This is a genomic window from Ruegeria sp. CL7 (assembly GCF_056536445.1).
The window spans coordinates 94,091-111,805 of the sequence record NZ_JBQFPQ010000002.1 but is presented as its reverse complement, the minus strand read 5'-3'; the positions used below and the strand labels follow the sequence as shown (position 1 = coordinate 111,805).

General features: G+C 59.6%; 16 protein-coding genes. 2 read left to right on the top strand and 14 right to left on the bottom strand.

Features of this window, described 5'->3' with window-relative positions; all coding sequences use genetic code 11:
* Positions 1-4 precede the first annotated feature (4 nt).
* Complete coding sequence (locus tag ACR0LI_RS09130; protein ID WP_480718376.1) at positions 5-949, bottom strand: ABC transporter substrate-binding protein; 945 nt, start codon at positions 947-949, stop codon at positions 5-7.
* 216 nt (positions 950-1,165) lie between these two features.
* Here ACR0LI_RS09130 and ACR0LI_RS09125 point away from each other — a divergent pair, with 216 nt between their 5' ends.
* Positions 1,166-1,939 carry a DeoR/GlpR family DNA-binding transcription regulator gene (locus ACR0LI_RS09125; RefSeq protein ID WP_480718375.1) on the top strand — a complete coding sequence of 258 codons (774 nt, stop codon included), beginning with the start codon at positions 1,166-1,168 and terminating at the stop codon, positions 1,937-1,939.
* Between the two features lie 4 nt (positions 1,940-1,943).
* On the opposite strand, the gene ACR0LI_RS09120 is transcribed toward ACR0LI_RS09125, so the two are convergent.
* The 13 genes from ACR0LI_RS09120 to hutI all read right to left on the bottom strand — a co-directional run bounded on the left by ACR0LI_RS09120 (position 1,944) and on the right by hutI (position 16,267).
* Positions 1,944-2,699: a methyltransferase gene (locus tag ACR0LI_RS09120; protein WP_210092934.1), complete on the bottom strand. Its 756-nt coding sequence runs from the start codon at positions 2,697-2,699 to the stop codon at positions 1,944-1,946.
* Entirely contained in the window at positions 2,696-3,316 is a 621-nt protein-coding gene (locus ACR0LI_RS09115; protein WP_209833872.1) for a DUF452 family protein, read from the bottom strand. Before ACR0LI_RS09115 ends, ACR0LI_RS09120 begins: the two co-directional genes overlap by 4 nt.
* On the bottom strand, positions 3,313-4,599 hold the full coding sequence (gene bioA, locus ACR0LI_RS09110; RefSeq protein ID WP_210092936.1) for an adenosylmethionine--8-amino-7-oxononanoate transaminase: 1,287 nt from the start codon (positions 4,597-4,599) through the stop codon (positions 3,313-3,315). The genes ACR0LI_RS09115 and bioA overlap by 4 nt, the downstream gene beginning before the upstream one ends.
* The gene (gene bioD, locus ACR0LI_RS09105) at positions 4,596-5,216 is read right to left on the bottom strand and encodes a dethiobiotin synthase (RefSeq protein ID WP_171723802.1); all 621 of its coding nucleotides are present in this window, start codon (positions 5,214-5,216) and stop codon (positions 4,596-4,598) included. Before bioD ends, bioA begins: the two co-directional genes overlap by 4 nt.
* Positions 5,213-6,346, bottom strand: coding sequence for an 8-amino-7-oxononanoate synthase (locus ACR0LI_RS09100; protein ID WP_171723803.1), 1,134 nt, complete (start codon positions 6,344-6,346; stop codon positions 5,213-5,215). Before ACR0LI_RS09100 ends, bioD begins: the two co-directional genes overlap by 4 nt.
* Positions 6,343-7,323, bottom strand: a complete 981-nt coding sequence (gene bioB / locus ACR0LI_RS09095; RefSeq protein ID WP_171636182.1) for a biotin synthase BioB — start codon at positions 7,321-7,323, stop codon at positions 6,343-6,345. The genes ACR0LI_RS09100 and bioB overlap by 4 nt, the downstream gene beginning before the upstream one ends.
* Before the next feature lie 115 nt (positions 7,324-7,438).
* The gene (nadC, locus tag ACR0LI_RS09090) at positions 7,439-8,287 is read right to left on the bottom strand and encodes a carboxylating nicotinate-nucleotide diphosphorylase (RefSeq protein ID WP_171723804.1); all 849 of its coding nucleotides are present in this window, start codon (positions 8,285-8,287) and stop codon (positions 7,439-7,441) included.
* Positions 8,284-9,852, bottom strand: coding sequence for an L-aspartate oxidase (locus tag ACR0LI_RS09085; protein WP_480718374.1), 1,569 nt, complete (start codon positions 9,850-9,852; stop codon positions 8,284-8,286). Before ACR0LI_RS09085 ends, nadC begins: the two co-directional genes overlap by 4 nt.
* A gap of 6 nt (positions 9,853-9,858) precedes the next feature.
* Positions 9,859-10,908 carry a quinolinate synthase NadA gene (nadA, locus tag ACR0LI_RS09080; protein WP_171230399.1) on the bottom strand — a complete coding sequence of 350 codons (1,050 nt, stop codon included), beginning with the start codon at positions 10,906-10,908 and terminating at the stop codon, positions 9,859-9,861.
* 142 nt (positions 10,909-11,050) lie between these two features.
* Positions 11,051-12,733: a urocanate hydratase gene (hutU, locus tag ACR0LI_RS09075; RefSeq protein WP_480491164.1), complete on the bottom strand. Its 1,683-nt coding sequence runs from the start codon at positions 12,731-12,733 to the stop codon at positions 11,051-11,053.
* Positions 12,730-13,524, bottom strand: a complete 795-nt coding sequence (gene hutG, locus ACR0LI_RS09070; protein ID WP_480718373.1) for an N-formylglutamate deformylase — start codon at positions 13,522-13,524, stop codon at positions 12,730-12,732. Before hutG ends, hutU begins: the two co-directional genes overlap by 4 nt.
* Complete coding sequence (gene hutH / locus ACR0LI_RS09065) at positions 13,521-15,059, bottom strand: histidine ammonia-lyase (RefSeq protein WP_171723809.1); 1,539 nt, start codon at positions 15,057-15,059, stop codon at positions 13,521-13,523. Before hutH ends, hutG begins: the two co-directional genes overlap by 4 nt.
* On the bottom strand, positions 15,056-16,267 hold the full coding sequence (gene hutI / locus ACR0LI_RS09060; RefSeq protein WP_480718372.1) for an imidazolonepropionase: 1,212 nt from the start codon (positions 16,265-16,267) through the stop codon (positions 15,056-15,058). The genes hutH and hutI overlap by 4 nt, the downstream gene beginning before the upstream one ends.
* Positions 16,268-16,349: 82 nt before the next feature.
* Between hutI and ACR0LI_RS09055 the strand changes: the two genes are divergently transcribed.
* A complete protein-coding gene (locus ACR0LI_RS09055; RefSeq protein WP_480718371.1) occupies positions 16,350-17,711 on the top strand; it encodes a formimidoylglutamate deiminase in 1,362 nt (453 codons plus the stop codon).
* The last annotated feature ends 4 nt before the right edge of the window (positions 17,712-17,715 follow it).

The following is a 17,715-nucleotide window of genomic DNA, read 5'->3' as shown; positions in this document are numbered from 1 at the left end:
TGGATTACTTCGAGATCCAGCCAGACCAGCGGTCTTTGTTGGTCTCCATCCACTCTGCAACAACGCTGTCGATTTCCACGCCGTCCAGATCGGCCTTGCCAACCATGGCGCTCATTTCATCATTGTTGATTTTGTAGGCTTCGATGATGTCATAAGCGCCCGGCCATTTTTCTTGCAGGCCAGACCAGGCTGCTTTCCAGATCGGGCCACGCGGCTTGCCGCAATCATAGGCCATGTTCGGGTTCACACCAACCGAAGGGTCGCTGTAACACTCTGGCGTAAATGGCGGAAACTCGACAAACTCGCCTTCGTATTTCGCCGGCGCCCAATGTGGGACATAGACCCACAGAACAATTGGATCCTGCCTTTGATAAGCGGATTCCAATTCTGCAAACAGGGCCGCGTCGGTGCCCGCATGGACGACTTCGAAATCCAGTTTAAGCGCTTCGACACGCTCGTCATCGAAGCCACCCCAGGTCACCGGGCCGCCGACATAACGCCCGTTCGGAGCAGTTTCCGCCGTCGCGAATTCCTCGGCGCAGTCTTTCAGCGCCTCCCAATTCGGCAATCCCGGGCACCGTTCCTTCATGTAGCTGGGATACCACCATTCTTCGATCGCCATCAGGCCGGTTTCGCCGACATTGACAACCTTGCCGGTGCCGGTTGCCTCGTCCAGCGCTTCGCGCCCGGTGGTTTCCCAGATTTCCATTGCCAGATGCAGGTCACCCGTTTTCAGACCGGCGAACTGAGCAATGTAATCCGCCTGAACATATTCAACGTTGTACCCGGCTTCTTCCAGGATCGAACCCATGATCTTGGTATTGATCAACTGCCCCGACCAGTCGTGCAGCGTCAGTTTGATTGGGTCCGTGGACTCAACAGCCCCAGCAGTTGTTGCGGCTCCGGCGGCCATGAGGGCCAGCGCGGAAATTCCCATTTTACAATTCATAACACCTTCTCCCTGTCGTGATTTTTTTGATGAATCGGTGGTATTGAGTATAGACGACCACATCGTGGGGTTTTGTGTCAATAAAAACCACGTAAAGCCACATAAATTCCTGCTAGAGGCAAGTTTCAACGGCTTCTCTTTGGTAGAACGTTGCTTTATGTGGGTATTGTGGTATGGCTTAACGTCCCTTATGACGATGCCATCAGAGCGCGAAACATGAACCTGCCGACCACAAACCAACGAGAAGAAGAAATCCTGCGCGCCCTCTTTCGCGCGGGCGGTTCGTGCCGCGTAAGTGTTCTGGCGAATGAACTTGAGGTCAGCCTGGAAACCATTCGGCGAAACGTCCGCAATCTGGAAGAGCGCGGCATCGTGCGCAAGGTCCATGGCGGGGTTCATCTTCTCGAAGACATTCTGGAACCGTCGCTGCAAAGCCGCCTGGACAAGAAAGTTGACGTGAAAGAGAAGCTGGCGAAGGCGGTTGCGGAGGTCATCAGTGACGGAGACTCCGTTTTCCTCGATATCGGCTCTACTACCGCTTATGTGGCGCAGGCACTTTGCAACCACAGTGACCTCTTTGTCGTGACGAACTCGGTTTTTGTTGCTCAGGCATTGGCTTCAAGAAACAACAACCGGGTCTTCATGGCTGGTGGCGAGCTGCGGTCGCACGATGGGGGCGCATTTGGTATTGAAGCTCAGGACCTGATCAAACGTTTGAACGTCCGTTTCGCCGTTCTTTCAGTCGGGGCGGTCAATGCGGACCCGGGCTTTATGCTGCACGACCTGCAAGAAGCAAACCTGGCCCGCGTCGCCATTCGAAACGCACAGGTCCGCATTGTCGTGGCCGATGGCGAAAAGCTGGGAAAGCGCGCGCCGGTCACATTGGAACCTGCCGACAAGATCAATCTGTTCTTTACCGATGTGAACCCGCCCGAGGACATCTGCCAGATGCTGTCGGCAAATGAAATCGACCTTGTCGTCGCCGAATAAGCGCCTAACGCTTTTCGGCAATGATCCAAACCGGGTGGTAAGTCAGAGGAACCCTGCCGTCTTCTCCGAACTTTTGCACGTAGTCAGCTTCGAACCGGGCCAAGGTGGACCGGGTCCATGCACCCTGAGCCCGGCCATTTACCCCTGTACTGCGTAAATGTTTTAGCACATCTCTGGGTGTGTCAAAATAGGATGGCCGAACACTTTGGCCTACCGTCAGAATCTTGAACGGCCCATCTATGGCGGTTGCAAGGGCGTCAGGCAGGCATAGGCCCGGTGCACGGGCTGTCGATCCGATTTGCGCAAGCTCTTGATATTGCAATGGACCAAACCCGGAAATCGCCAGCCACCCTCCGGGTTCAAGCGCCTCGGCAACCTGTTGCAGCAAACCGGCCGGATCCTCCATCCATTGGATCATCGAGGCCGATGCGACCAAATCCAGCTTTGCAGGCCATTCGACCAGGCGGACGTCTCCGTCAACGAAAGCCGCATTTTCCGCATCTGCCGTCGCCCGAGCCTGCGGCGCGATATCGTTCAGGTGAAGATCGGGAAGATCAAAGTTCTGCCGCAGCAACCGGGTCAGATGGCCAGTGCCGCATCCCAGCTCGAACGCCACATCAAACCGGTTCGGCGCGCCAACCCGGCGCATCTCGGAAACCAGCTTGCGGGCAACCCAGGCCTGCTGGCTGGCTGTATCGTTGTAAGTCTGGAAGCTTCGGCTGAAGCTTCGCTGCACCTTGTCTGCCAATTGCGCGGTCATGACATCCACTCCGCCCAGCTTTGCCCCGGTTGGAAAGGTACATGCGGAGCAGCGACGCCCTTGACTACATCCGGGGTCGCGGCCCAGGCTATCCTTTGAGCATTGGACGGAATGATCCGGTCCCGCTCTGATATCCAAACCCGATCAAAGCCGGGATCAGGCGCCGAGCCGCGTTCGATTACCGCGTGAAGTTCCTTTCTTGCCTGCTCGATGTCCAGTTCAGGTATGTCAGCAGACAGTCCGGCGCGTCGGCAAAACTTGACGAAACTTGCCGAAGACAGCTGATCCGCCGTGGCCCGGACAATATCGGGCGCGATGCCCCGGCCTGCGCAGGCAGGATGCAACGTACCGCTGACGGCAACCAGCCGGTCAGGGCGAAACCCTGTGCTGGCCAACCAATGGGCCGCGGATGCGACGCCGAAAGAGAACGCAAGCATTTCGACTCGGTCATACCCGGCCAGATCGGGCAAGGGATCATCGAGCCGGGTATAGTCATCCACCAGCAGAACAGATCCGCCTCCGGTCAGCCCGCGGAACGGGGCAGAACCCAGCGCCCACCCCCCGAAGACCAGTGTCAGCTTGCTGTCATCCGATTGCGCCAGCCACTGGTGTCTCATTGCTTCCCCCCGGCCAAAGCGACCATCGCGCTGGTGATCCGGCCGAGCTCATCAGGTGAAACAATGTAAGGCGGCATACAATAGATGTTGCGCGCAAAGGGGCGCAGCCACACTCCGGTTTCAGGGGCCAGCCGATGAGCGACCGAAGGATCAACCGTTTCCTTCATTTCAATAACGCCAATGGCGCCAAGAACCCTGACATCTGCAACGCCCGGCAAACTGCGCGCTGGCTCCAGTTCGGTCCGCATCTGGCGTTCGATATCAGCCACCTGGCGTTGCCAGTTCCCCTCGGCCAGAAGTCTGAGGCTGGCCGAACCTGCGGAACAGGCCAGAGGGTTGGCCATATAGGTCGGGCCGTGCATGAACACTCCGGCCTCACTGTTGCCAATGCCATACGCCACCTGCCTGCTGGTCACGGTAGCAGCAAACGATATATGCCCCCCGGTCAATGCCTTACCCAGACAAATAATATCCGGGGTTATGCCCGCATGATCGGTGGCGAACAGCTTGCCGGTTCGGCCAAATCCGGTTGCGATCTCGTCAAAAATGATCAGCACGTCATGGGCATCGCACATGGCGCGTGCCGCGCGCAGCCATTTGGGATGATAGAAATACATGCCCCCGGCGCCTTGAACCACGGGTTCAAGGATCAAGGCCGCGAGGTGATCGCCCTTTTCGGCCAACAGTCGTTCCAGCGCCTCCAATCCGTTCAACGCGCTATCTTCGGGCCAGTCATCCCCCAACCGAACCTGGGGACGCGGCAGGAAGTGCTGGATCGACAAAGCCCCCCGGAACAGCCCGTGCATACCCGTCACAGGGTCACAGACGCTCATCGCTTTCCACGTGTCACCGTGATAGCCGCCCCGAATTGTCGCAAATTCGAATTTGCGGGTGCGGCCATGGGCCATTTGATACTGCACCGCCATCTTCATCGACACTTCGACCGAAACAGACCCACTGTCGCAATAGAAAATGCGGTCCAGCCCTTCGGGCAACATGTCGACCATCCTGCGCCCCAGATCAATGGCCGGATGGTGCGTCAGCCCTCCGAACATCACATGAGGCATCTTGTCCAGCTGGGACTGCATGGCGGACGTAATTTCGGGATGCTTGTGGCCGTGGATGGCGCACCACCATGACGACATGGCGTCTATCATCTTTGCGCCGTCCTCCCGATAGAGATACACGCCCTCGGCCCGGTCGATGAGATGCATCGCGCCGGGATCGGCCACGTTGGTATAGGGATGCCAAAGGTGGTTGGCGTCAAACTCCAGCGGGGTCACAGAAACCTCCGTATGGTCGCCACGTCTATGGACGAGAAGGCATCTGACAAGCTTTGCTGCGTCAGGTCTCCAAGATAAGGCAGGCGTCCGAGGTGTCGCACCTTGCTCATTTCGACGATGGTTTGTTCCACGTCGGGCTCCGGATCTCCGACAAAGGCAACGCCGACCACTTCGCACCCAGCGCCTCGGAGTGCCATCAGGGACAACGTAGTATGGTTGATCGTTCCCAACGCCGTGCGCGCGACCAGAACGACCGGGGCCTGCCATTGGGCAATCAGATCCAGATAGTAGGATTTGCGGTTCAGAGGCACCATCAGCCCCCCTGCCCCTTCCACAACCAGCGGCCCCTCAACCTGCGGCAGCGCTAGCCGGGACAGATCGATCTCTATACCCATATCTTCGGCAGAAAGATGGGGTGAGGCGGGCATGTTCAGGCGATACGCCTCGGGCAACACGCCCACGCCGGACAAGGTGCAGACGGTTTCCGTGTCCGTTGCATCCTCGAGCCCCGATTGAACCGGCTTCCAGTAAGTGGCGTTCAGGGCCGCCGTCAGGCCAGCCGAAAAAACTGTTTTTCCGACGCCCGTGTCGGTTCCGACAATGACCAGAGCGCTCATGCGGCCTCCGACTGATGGCTGGAGATGGTTGCAAACAGGGCCGAAATGTCCTCAGGACTGACATTCCCGGTGATCGAGACGCGTAGACGGGATGTGCCTTTCGGAACGGTAGGCGGGCGAATGCCGCGAATGTCAAACCCCTGATGTTGCAAAGCCTGTGCCATCGCCATCGTGCGGGCCTCGTCCCCAAGAACGACGGGAATGATCTGGCTGTTCAAGGCCGCGTCAGGCAACCCAGTTTCACGGGCTGCATCATGTGCATGGCGCAGACGTTTGAGTGCAGCAGTGACCAAATCGTCATTCCCGGCCAGTTCACGCAGGACGGCCCGTACCAGCGCAGCATTCAGAGGGGACGGCGCCGTTGCAAAGATAAAGGGCCGTGCGCGGTTGATGAGGGTATCGATCATCGCCCGCGGGCCACAGATCAGCCCGCCGGAAACTCCAAGCCCCTTGCCGCAGGTGTGCAGGGTCAAAAGGTCAGCGTTCAGATCATGCGCCAGACCTTTGCCATTTGCCCCGAAAACGCCGGTTGCGTGCGCCTCATCCACGATCAGAACAGCTTGGGCTTCACGCGCCAGACATGACAAATCTTCCAGCGGAGCCAGATCGCCCTCCATGGAATAGACGCTTTCAACGGCAATCCATACCTGACCCTGCCCACCAGCGGATCGCCATTCGGTCAGAACGTTGCGCGCATCCGCGACGTCGTTGTGACGGAAAGCGCGCAGATCCGCTCGGCTGGCGCGCATCCCCTCATGGGCGCTGGCGTGAACCAGTTCGTCATACAAAACCAGATCCCCGGCAGCCGGCAGGGTGGAAAAGATTGCCTGATTGGCCTGAAACCCCCCGCCCATGAACAATGCGGCCTCGGCCCCAAAGAACGCAGCTGCTTCGTGTTCCAGCGCCTCATGCTCGGGGTGATTTCCCCGCAGCAGCCGCGAGCCACCCGAGCCCACGGGCACGCCGCGCGCCAGCGCGGCCTGTGCGGCCTCTTGCAACAGGCTTGACCCGGCCAAGCCCAAATAGTCGTTGGACGCAAAATCCAGCCCGCGCGCCGGGATCAAAACCCGGCGGCGGTGCCGGGCTTCCAGCGCACCCAGCATGGATTCCAGTCGTTCGACTGCTTTCATTCGGCGGCTTCCGTGCGTTTATGGTCTTCAGCCGTTTCGGCCTGAAGGCCCAGTTTTGCAAACAGGATCGAGTCGGTGTCTTCTTCGGGGTTTTCCGCCGTCAAAAGAGTTTCACCGACAAAGATGGAATTTGCTCCGGCGAAGAAGCACATCGCCTGCATCTCGTCGCTCATGTCGCTGCGCCCGGCGGACAACCGAACATAGGCTTTGGGCATCAGGATGCGAGCGGTTGCGATGATCCGCACAAAGTCGATTGGATCAACCGGTTCCGCATCAGCCAGCGGGGTATCCGCCTGTGGCATCAGCATGTTGATCGGCACCGAATCCGGCGGCGGGGTCATGTTGGCCAAAGTCAGCAACATATCGATACGGTCGCCAGTGTGTTCACCCATCCCCAGAATACCACCCGAGCAGACCTTGATCCCGGCTTCTTGCACCCGGGTCATCGTGTCGATCCGGTCCGCGAAAGTACGGGTTGTGATCACTTCGGAATAATAGCGTTCGGACGTGTCGATATTGTGGTTGTAATAGTCCAACCCGGCATCGCGCAGCTGAACGACCTGGGTGTCATCCAGCATGCCCAGCGTCATGCAGGTTTCCATGCCCATCGCCTTGACGCCTTCCACCATGGCAACCAGGGCAGGCATATCGCGCGGCTTGGGCTCGCGCCAGGCGGCCCCCATGCAGAACCGGGTCGCGCCACCGTCGCGGGCCTTTTTGGCCTCGGCCAGTACACGCTGAACCTCGATCAGTTTCGATGCAGGCAGGGTGGATCCGTTGCGGGCCGATTGCGAGCAATAAGCGCAATCCTCGGCGCACCCGCCGGTTTTGATCGACAACAGCTTAGAGGTCTGGATCTTGTTCGGATCAAAGTTCTCGCGGTGCACGGTCTGTGCCCGGAACAGAAGGTCCATCAACGGGAGGTCATGAACAGCTTGCGCAGACTTTCGGGTCCAGCCGGAATGAGGGATGATCATTTTATCTATAAAACTTCCTGCAGCTTGCGTTGCCGAGGATTTATTATCGATAAAATCTGAAGGCGCAACCGTGTTGGCGCAAACGATCCCAAATCAAGCGGAAATGCCGCGCTTTTCAGAAATCAAGACCAAGATCAACGGTTCGGGCGGAATGCGTCAGCGCCCCGGACGAGATGTAATCGACCCCGGTCGCCGCAATTGATGCAACCCGGTCCAACGTCACATTACCGCTGGCTTCGGTCTTCATCCGCCCGTCCACCATGGCAACCGCTTCGCGCAGCATCTCGTCATCCATGTTGTCCAGCAATACGACGGACGCGCCGCCAACCTCGAGCACTTCCGCCAGCTGGTCCAGTCGATCGACTTCGATCTCGACGGCCATCATGTGGCTGGCTTGCGCTTTGGCGGCCTCAAGAACCTGACGCACACCCCCGGCAGCGGCAATGTGGTTGTCCTTGATCAGGATCGCGTCGGACAAAGAGTAGCGATGATTGAAACCGCCGCCATGCAGCACGGCCTGTTTTTCGACAATGCGAAGTCCGGGCGTGGTTTTGCGGGTACAGGTCATGCGGGCATTCGTGCCCTTTGTCTGCTGAACAAAGCTGGCAGTTTTTGTGGCAATACCGGTCAGACGACCGGCAAAATTCAGCGCGACCCGCTCACCCGAAAGGATCGAGGCGGCAGAACCTTTGATGGTCATCAGCGTGTCGCCGCGCCGACAGGGCTGGCCATCCTTGACATGCGCCTCAACCTCAAGCGTCGGGTCGACCAGCCGGAACGCAATCGTCGCCACCTGCATGCCCGAAACGACGGCATCCTCACGCGCATTCAGCCGGGCCGTATAGGTCGCGTTCGGCGGGATCACGGCGCGGGTGGTCACGTCACCGTATGCTCCCAGATCCTCCATCAACGCCGCGCGGATGACGGGTTCGAGGATCAGATCGGGCAGGGTCGCAAAACTCATGATATTTCCTTGCAGGCTTCGGCGCGAATGTGCAGCGCGTCGCTAAGATACATCCGGGATCGTTTGCCGGGGCCATCGGCAGTTTCCGGAAAGTCGGATCGCTCATGCGCGCCGCGGCTTTCTTCGCGCTGCAATGCCGCCGCGGCGATCAAGGTTGATGTGGCACACATGTTTCTGAAGGACGGGCATGTGCCATGCTGCTCTTCGAGCGTGGCAATCCTGCGCAATGCCCGGCATAACCCGGCGCGGTTCCGGACCACGCCAACATCGCGCGACATGGTCGTGCGCAACATACTGACCGCTTCAGACGTATCGGGGATGTCAGCTTGATCAAATTGAAGGGCCACAGGTTCCGACGCGGAAGTGTCCGGAATCGAACGCGCAATGTCCTCGGCACAGATGCGTGCAAACACCAACGCTTCGAGCAAACCGTTCGAGGCCAGCCGGTTGGCGCCGTGAAGGCCGGTCGAAGACGCCTCGCCGCACACCCACAACCGATCCAGCGTCGCGCGGCCATCAGTGCCTGTGGCAATCCCGCCCATGTGGTAATGCGCTGCCGGAGCAACCGGGATCGCGTCCCGGACCGGATCGATTCCGTTGCGCGCGCAATATGCGGCAACCGCCGGGAAAAGTTCGTTGATTTGCGCGCCCAAAGCCTTGCGGGTGTCCAGCATCGGGCAGTTGCCGGCCTGTACTTCGGCAAAAATCGCCCGGGCCACAACGTCGCGCGGGGCAAGCTCGGTATCAGGGTGAACGGCCTGCATGAAACGCTCGCCGTACTTGTTTATCAGTATTGCCCCTTCTCCGCGCAAGGCCTCGGTCGCCAGCGGGGCCGGGTCTTCACCCACGTCCATGGCCGTGGGGTGGAACTGCACGAATTCGGCATCGGCGATCAGCGCCCCCGCCCGTGCGGCCATTCCGATGACCTGCCCCCGGATGCGGGCCGGATTGGTCGTCAGGGCATAAAGCCCGCCAGAACCGCCGCCCGCCAACAATACGGCAGGTGCACGAAGCGTCACGGACGCAGATCCGCTTTCCGAGGCATCCTGCAGAACCACGCCCAACACGCGCCCTTCCGTCACTTCCAGCGCAACGGCAAGGACCCCCTCCAACACCTGCACCGACGGAGTTTCGCGCACTCGTTCGATCAGGGCGGCCATGATTTCACTGCCTGCCTGATCGCCCTTTACCCGCACGACGCGGGCAAAACTGTGCGCGGCTTCTCGGGACAGGACATACCCGCCACCCTCGGTGCGATCAAATGGTGTGCCCAAAGTGGTCAGGTCCAGAATATAGTCCCGCGCTTCTCGGGTCACCAAATCCGCAACGTCAGGTTCGACGGTGCCTGCCCCGGCATTGACGGTATCAACGGCGTGGCTTTCCGGGCTGTCGGCCAGGTCCATCGCCGCCGCCACGCCACCCTGCGCCCATGCCGAACTTGCACCTTCGCCCAAAGGTTCAGGCGAGATGATCACCACCGGTCGCGGCGCCAGTTTCAGCGCAGCATAAAGCGCGCCAATCCCGGCCCCGACAATAATGACGCGATCCGTGGTGATGTCGGTCATTGCCGATCAGATGCCGAGCTTGCGGGACAGATCAATCATCGCCTGTACAGATTTGCGGGCCTTCTCTGCCACGTCTTCGGCGACCTCGACCTGGCCTTCCATCGTGTGCAGAGCATAGAGGATCTTTTCCAGCGTGATCTTTTTCATGTACGGGCACATATTGCACGGCCCTACGAAATCGACCTCGGGCAGTTCATCCGCGATGTTCGACGCCATCGAACATTCGGTGATCAGCATCGCCTTTTCGGGTTTCTCATCATGCACATATTTGATGATCCCGCTGGTTGAACCGGAATAATCCGCCTCGGCCACCACATCCGGCGGGCATTCCGGGTGCGCAATCAGGCGCGTTCCGGGGTTCCATTCCCGGAAGTCGCGCAGGTCCTGTGCGGTGTATTGTTCATGCACGATGCAGGAACCGGGCCAATACACCACGTTCTTGTGGCTTTCATTGGCCACGTTTTGAGCCAGATATTGATCCGGCGTCATGATGACCGTGTCGCTCTCCATGGCATTCACGATCTGCAAGGCGTTCGACGAGGTGCAGCAGATATCCGAGGCCGCTTTGACCTCGGCAGTGGTGTTCACGTAAGACACAACCGGCGCACCGGGGTATTTGGCCCGCATTTCGTCGATTCCTTCGGCAGTAATCGATTCTGCCAAAGAACAGCCGGCATCCATGTCGGGCATCAGAACAGTTTTCCCGGGGCTCAGAATTTTCGATGTCTCGGCCATGAAATGAACCCCGGCCTGAACGATCACATCCTCTTCCACCTCGCTGGCCTTGATCGCCAGTTGCAGGCTGTCACCCACGAAATCGGACACACCATGATAGATTTCCGGTGTCATGTAATTGTGCCCAAGGATCACGGCGTTACGCTCTTTCTTGAGCGCGTTGATCGCCCGCACATAGGGCGCATAGATCGCCCAATCCGGCGGGCTGATCACACGATCCATACGGGCAAACGTGTCTTTCATCTCATTGGCCAACGTGGCCGATGGGGCGAGGTCATAGACGTCCGAAAGAACAGTGCGGACTTGTGCAATATCGAGCAACGGGCGAGCCACCTTTGTCAGTTGTCGTTAGCCTGGCGGGCTGCTTAACGGCTTAGCCCTAGCGGAAACATCCCCGGTTCGAAACCGGAAAATGAGACGTTAGCGCTAAGCCATGCAGACAAATTCAAAGATCAATGGCAAATCAGCCCAGAATCCCCGGCAGTCGCAGCCCGTGCTCACGTGCGCATGCCTTGGCATCCTCATAACCCGCATCTGCGTGTCGCCAGACGCCAGAAGCCGGATCGTTCCACAGAACCCGTTCAAGGCGTTTAGCCGCTGCATCGGTGCCGTCGGCACAAATCACGACGCCCGCATGTTGGCTGAAACCCATGCCAACGCCGCCTCCGTGGTGCAGCGAGACCCATGTCGCGCCCGATGCGGTATTGACCAGCGCGTTCAGCAGCGGCCAATCCGACACCGCGTCCGAGCCGTCCTTCATCGCCTCGGTTTCGCGGTTCGGCGACGCGACCGAGCCGCTGTCGAGGTGGTCACGACCGATGACGACCGGCGCCTTCAACTCTCCGGTTTTGACCATCTCGTTAAATGCCAGCCCAGCCTTGTGGCGGTCACCCAGTCCGATCCAGCAGATGCGCGCGGGAAGGCCCTGAAAGGCGATGCGCTCCTGCGCCATGTCGAGCCAGTTGTGCAGATGGGTGTTTTCGGGGAACAGTTCCTTCATCTTTGCATCAGTTTTGTAGATATCCTCGGGATCACCCGACAGCGCGCACCAGCGGAACGGGCCAATGCCGCGGCAAAACAACGGGCGGATATAGGCGGGCACGAAACCGGGAAAGGCAAAGGCGTTTTCCAAGCCTTCGTCCTGCGCCACCTGCCGGATGTTGTTACCATAATCCAGGGTTGGCACACCCGCGTTCCAGAAATCGACCATGGCGGCCACGTGTTGCTTCATCGACGCGCGCGCTGCCTTTTCCACGGCCTTGGGGTCGCTTTCCCTCTTGTCTTTCCACTTCGCCATGCTCCAGCCCAATGGCAGATAACCGTTGACCGGATCATGGGCGCTGGTCTGGTCGGTCACGATATCGGGGCGCATCCCACCCGCCTGCATCCGCCGGTAGATCTCGGGGAAAATCTCGGCCGCATTGCCCAGCAATCCGACCGATTTCGCCTCGCCCGCCCTGGTCCAGCGGTCGATCATTTCCAGCGCTTCGTCCAGCGTCTCGGCCTTTTCGTCGAGATACTTGGTGCGCAGGCGGAAATCGATGCTGTCTGGATTGCACTCGACGGCCAGGCAACACGCCCCCGCAAAGACCGCCGCCAGGGGTTGCGCGCCACCCATGCCGCCCAGACCGCCAGTCAGAATCCACTTGCCGGTCAGGTCCCCGTCATAGTGTTGGCGTCCCGCCTCGGCGAAGGTTTCGTAGGTGCCCTGAACGATGCCTTGCGTCCCGATATAGATCCACGAACCGGCCGTCATCTGGCCGTACATCATCAGGCCCTTCTTATCGAGCTCGTTGAAGTGGTCCCAGTTGGCCCAATGCGGCACGAGGTTTGAGTTCGCGATCAGCACCCGAGGTGCATCGGCATGCGTCCGAACGATGGCGACCGGTTTGCCGGATTGCACCACCAGCGTTTCATCTTCCTCCAGATCCTTGAGGCTGGCAACGATGGTATCAAAATCTTTCCACGTCCGCGCGGCACGGCCGATCCCGCCATAGACAACCAGCTCATGCGGGTTCTCGGCCACATCCGGGTGCAGATTGTTCATCAGCATCCGCATCGGGGCTTCGGTCATCCAGCTTTTGGCGTTCAGTTCGGGCCCTGTCGGGGGAAAGATGTCACGGGTATTTTTACGAGGATCGGTCATCGGGCAAGCTCCAATGCAGTGTCATGGATAGCGTCAAGAATGTCTTTGAGCCACCGGCGCAGGCGGTCGGCTTTGTCGGTGTCAAAAGCCCAGGGCGGCGCTTCAGTTTTCAGGTAGGTCGACTGAGCCAGCTCCATCTGGATCGCGTGAACCCCTTCGGAGGGGCGGCCATAATAGCGCGTTGTCCATCCGCCCTTGAACCGCCCATTCAGAACAGCCGTATAGGGCGAGGACGTCGCGAATTCATGCGCTATGGCTTCGATTTCCGGCGCGCAGGTCGCCCCATTGTTCGTGCCGATGCTCATATCGGGCAGAGTACCTTCGAACAGAAAAGGAATATGGCTGCGGATCGAGTGGCAATCATACAGCACCGCAACCCCATGGGCCGCCTTCACGCGTTCCAGCTCGGCCTTCAGGGCGGCATGATACGGTGCATGAAAAGCTTCCCGTCGTTCGAGGATATCCTTTTCGGAAGGCGGGATGTCCCAGATTCCCTGGCCGTCAAAATCCGTCAGCGGCACAAGAGAGGTCGTGTTCTGGCCGGGATAGAGTGACGCGCCCGACGGGTCCCGGTTGGCGTCGACCACATATCGGTGGAAGGTCGCCCGAACCGTGGTCGCACCGGGCAGAAGTCCTTCATACAAGGTATGAACATGCCAATCCGTATCTGCTAGAGCTTTACCCCGCGCGTTCAACTTGGCCTCGATCGTGGCCGGCACATGGGTACCGGTATGCGGCAGACCCAGCACGATGGGGCTGTCACCGCGCGAAATCTCGACCAGGCCGCTCATGCGCCAAGTTCCGGCATGGCGATGCCCGTGCCACGGGCAATCTCGCCACTGGCAATCAGGGCCGAGGCTGCTTCGATCTCGGGTGCCATATAGCGATCGTCACCCAAGGCCGGCACCACGGCACGCAGCCGTGCCATCACAGCCTGCAACGTTTCGCTCGTAGGCAGCGGCGCGCGGAACTCGACCCCTTGTGTGGCACACAGCAGTTCGACCCCCAGAATGCGTTCCAGATTGGCAACCATCTGCCCCAATCGCCGCGCGCCATGGGCCGCCATCGAAACGTGATCTTCCTGATTGGCCGATGTGGGCGTCGAGTCCGTCACGCATGGATTGGCCAGATGCTTGTTTTCGCTCATCAGTGCGGCGGTCGTCACCTCAGCGATCATATAGCCCGAATTCAGGCCCGGATTGGGCGTCAGAAAAGGCGGCAGATCAAAGCTGAGTGCCGGATCGACGATCAACGCAATGCGGCGTTGCGCAATTGCCCCGATCTCGGCCACGGCGAGCGCAATCATGTCTGCGGCAAACCCAACGGGTTCGGCGTGAAAATTCCCGCCCGAAACGATCAGGCCGGTTTCCGAAAGAACCAGAGGATTGTCCGTCGCCGCGTTGGCCTCGATTTCCAGCGTTGTTGCAGCCTGCCTCAGCACATCCATCGCGGCCCCCACCACCTGAGGCTGGCAGCGGATACAATACGGGTCCTGAACCCGGGTATCGCCAACCCGATGGCTTTCACGAATGACCGACCCGGCCAGCAGCGCCCGCATGGTCACGCCGGCCTCGATCTGCCCGCGATGCCCGCGCAACGTGTGAATTTCCGGTTGCAACGGGGCGGTCGAACCCATGATCGCATCCGTCGTCAGCGCCGAGGTAACCAACGCGCTTTGCGCCGCCTGCCACGCGCCAAACAGCCCGGACAGCGCAAAGGCCGTCGAAAACTGGGTGCCATTGATCAGCGCCAGCCCTTCTTTAGGGCCCAGTTCGATCGGGTGCAGACCCGCTTTGGACAGCGCAGCGTCACCGGGCATCACATCGCCACTGAATTCGGCCTCACCAGCGCCCATCATGACGGCAGCCATGTGGGACAAGGGCGCAAGATCACCCGAAGCTCCAACTGAACCCTGCGCCGGGATCACCGGGGTCACACCTTGTGACAACATCCCTTCCAGCAGGGTGATCACTTCTGGCCGAACCCCCGACGCTCCGCGCCCCAGGCTCAGCAATTTCAGAACCATCATCAATCTGGCAAGGGCGCGCGGGATCGCAGGGCCAACACCGCAGCAATGGCTGAGGATCAGGTTGCGCTGCAAGGTTGCCGTGTCCTCGGCCGCGATTTTGACGCTGGCCAGTTTCCCGAACCCTGTGTTCACGCCATATACGGCGGCCTCTCCCGTCGCCGCATCGGCGATGCGCTTGTGCGCTTCTTCGACGGCCGGGCGGCAGGCTGGGTCCAACCGAACAGCGCACTCTTCGCGAAGGACCAGTTCCAGTTGCGACAGGGTAACGGTGCCCGGGGTAAGGGTGAGGGTCGTCAAAATATACCTCCGAATATGCGGGTATGAAGAGGGTTGAAGCCGATGCGATAGGCCAATTCCGCGGGGTGTTCGACATTCCAAACCGCCAGATCAGCGCGCCGCCCGACTGAGATCTGACCGCAATCAGCCAACCCGAGAGCACGGGCCGCGTGAACCGTCACGCCTTGCAGGGCCTCTTCTGGCGTCATGCGAAACAGGGTGCATCCCATGTTCATCGCCAGCAACAGCGAGGTCATCGGCGCCGAACCGGGATTGCAATCCGTGGCAAGCGCCATGGGCACAGCATGCCGGCGCAACAGGTCAATCGGTGGCGCCTGTGTTTCGCGCAAGGTGTAGAAGGCCCCCGGCAGAATAACACCGACGGTACCGGCCTGCGCCATGTCCAGAACACCTGCTTCGTCAAGATATTCTATATGATCTGCCGAAAGCGCGCCGTATCCGGCAGCCATTTTTGCGCCGCCCAAATTCGACAATTGTTCGGCGTGGATCTTGATCGGCAGGCCAAGCGCTGTCGCGGCATCAAAAAGCGGGATCAACTCTTCGGGTTGAAAGGCGATGCCTTCGCAGAAGGCATCGACCGCATCGACTAATCCCTCGGCATGAGCGGCGCGAAGCGTGGGAATGCAGACCTGATGAATGTAGTCCGACGCCCTGCCCTCATAGTCCCGAGGCACCGCATGAGCACCCAAAAAGCTGGTCAGAACACGGACGGGGCGATGATCGGGCAACGCCCGAGCCGCGCGCAACATGTTCAATTCAGTCTTGTCATCCAACCCGTAGCCGGACTTTACTTCGATGACCGATGCCCCTTCGGCCAGCATCGCATCCACACGCGGCAATGCCTGTGCGACCAACTCCTCCACTCCGGCTGCGCGCGTGGCCTTGACCGTCGAGATGATCCCGCCCCCGGCGCGCGCGACCTCTTCATAGCTCGCGCCGTTCAGGCGCATTTCGAACTCTGCGGCGCGATGGCCACCGTGAACCACATGGGTGTGGCAATCGATCAAGGCCGGCGTAACCAGGCGCCCACCCATTCGAGCCCTTGGCTGGTCGGCGAAACGAGGAGGAAGATCCGCGACAGGGCCGACCCATGCGATGCGCCCGTCCTGCAACGCGATCGCGGCATCCGGGACCAAACCGTATGGCGCGCCGCCTTCGGTCATCGTTGCGGCATCAAGATCCGTCAAAACCTGCGTTTGCGTCTGCATGTGACTCGCACCCTCCGTGCATTTCCTACTTTTCTAGTACATTTCTATCATTTATATGTCTATGCATAAAATGAGGTGAAAAATGGCTATCTTCGCTAATCGCGCATTACTGAGCACCGGTTGGGCTATAAACCTGCGGGTAGAAATCAGGCAAGGGCTGATGGTGTCGGTGCAACAGGGCGCGACGGCGCAAGAAGGCGATACTTGCGTCGACACTTTGCTGCCCGCATTGGCCAATCTGCACAGCCACGCATTTCAGCGCGCGATGGCGGGTATGACCGAATATCGAAAGGCCGGTCGCGACAGTTTCTGGACGTGGCGGGAACTGATGTATCGTTTCACTGCGCACCTTACGCCTGAACAGGTGCAGGCGATTGCCGCTCTGGTCTATATGGAGATGCAGGAAGCCGGCTATGCCTCGGTTGGTGAATTCCATTATCTGCATCACCAGCCAGACGGCACACCTTATGACAATCTCGCAGAGCTGTCCCAGCGGATCATGGCTGCGTCGGCCGAGACGGGAATCGGACTGACGCATCTGCCCGTACTTTATTCTTACGCAGGGGTCGGCGAGCAACCGTTGGAAGCGGGACAGCAACGATTTGGCAATGATGTGGACCGCTATCTGGCGTTGGTCGAACAGGCGCAGGCGGCACTGGGCGATCTGCCGGATGACTGTCAGATAGGCATTGCCCCGCATTCCTTGCGCGCGACATCACCGCAAGATCTTGCCCGGGTTCTGGACGCAAAAAAGACGGGACCTATCCATATTCACATCGCGGAACAACCCATGGAAGTTGAACAGGTTCACGAGGGTCTGGGCGCCCGCCCGGTGGAATGGCTGCTGAACAATGCAACGGTAAACCATCGCTGGTGCCTCATCCACGCCACTCACATGACGGAAAAGGAAACCCGCGATATGGCCGCAACGGGCGCGGTCGCGGGGCTTTGCCCGATCACCGAGGCCAATTTGGGGGATGGCCCCTTCAATGGAGCCGTCTTTCTTGAAGCCGGTGGTCGTTTTGGGGTCGGGTCGGATTCAAACGTGTTGGTTTCGATGACAGAGGAACTGCGTACGCTGGAATATTCCCAACGCCTGCGAGATCTGTCGCGCAATGTCCTGGTCGAAGGGGAGGGTTCGGTTGGACAGACACTGTATTGCAATGCGGCTTTGGGCGGTGCGCAGGCCCTGCGGCGCACGGCGGGGCAGATCGCAGAAGGGATGCTGGCGGATCTTGTTGCTATTGACAGTCAGGATCCCGCGCTTTGTGCCCTGCGTCCTGAACAGTTGCTCGACGGGTTGGTCTTTGCCGCGAAGGACCACGTAGTGACCGATTTGTGGTCGGCTGGCCGCCATCAGGTACGCCGGGGCCGCCATATCGCTCGGGATCGGATTGTATCTGACTATCGACAGGCCATGGCTGATCTCATGCCGAGACTTTGAGCTT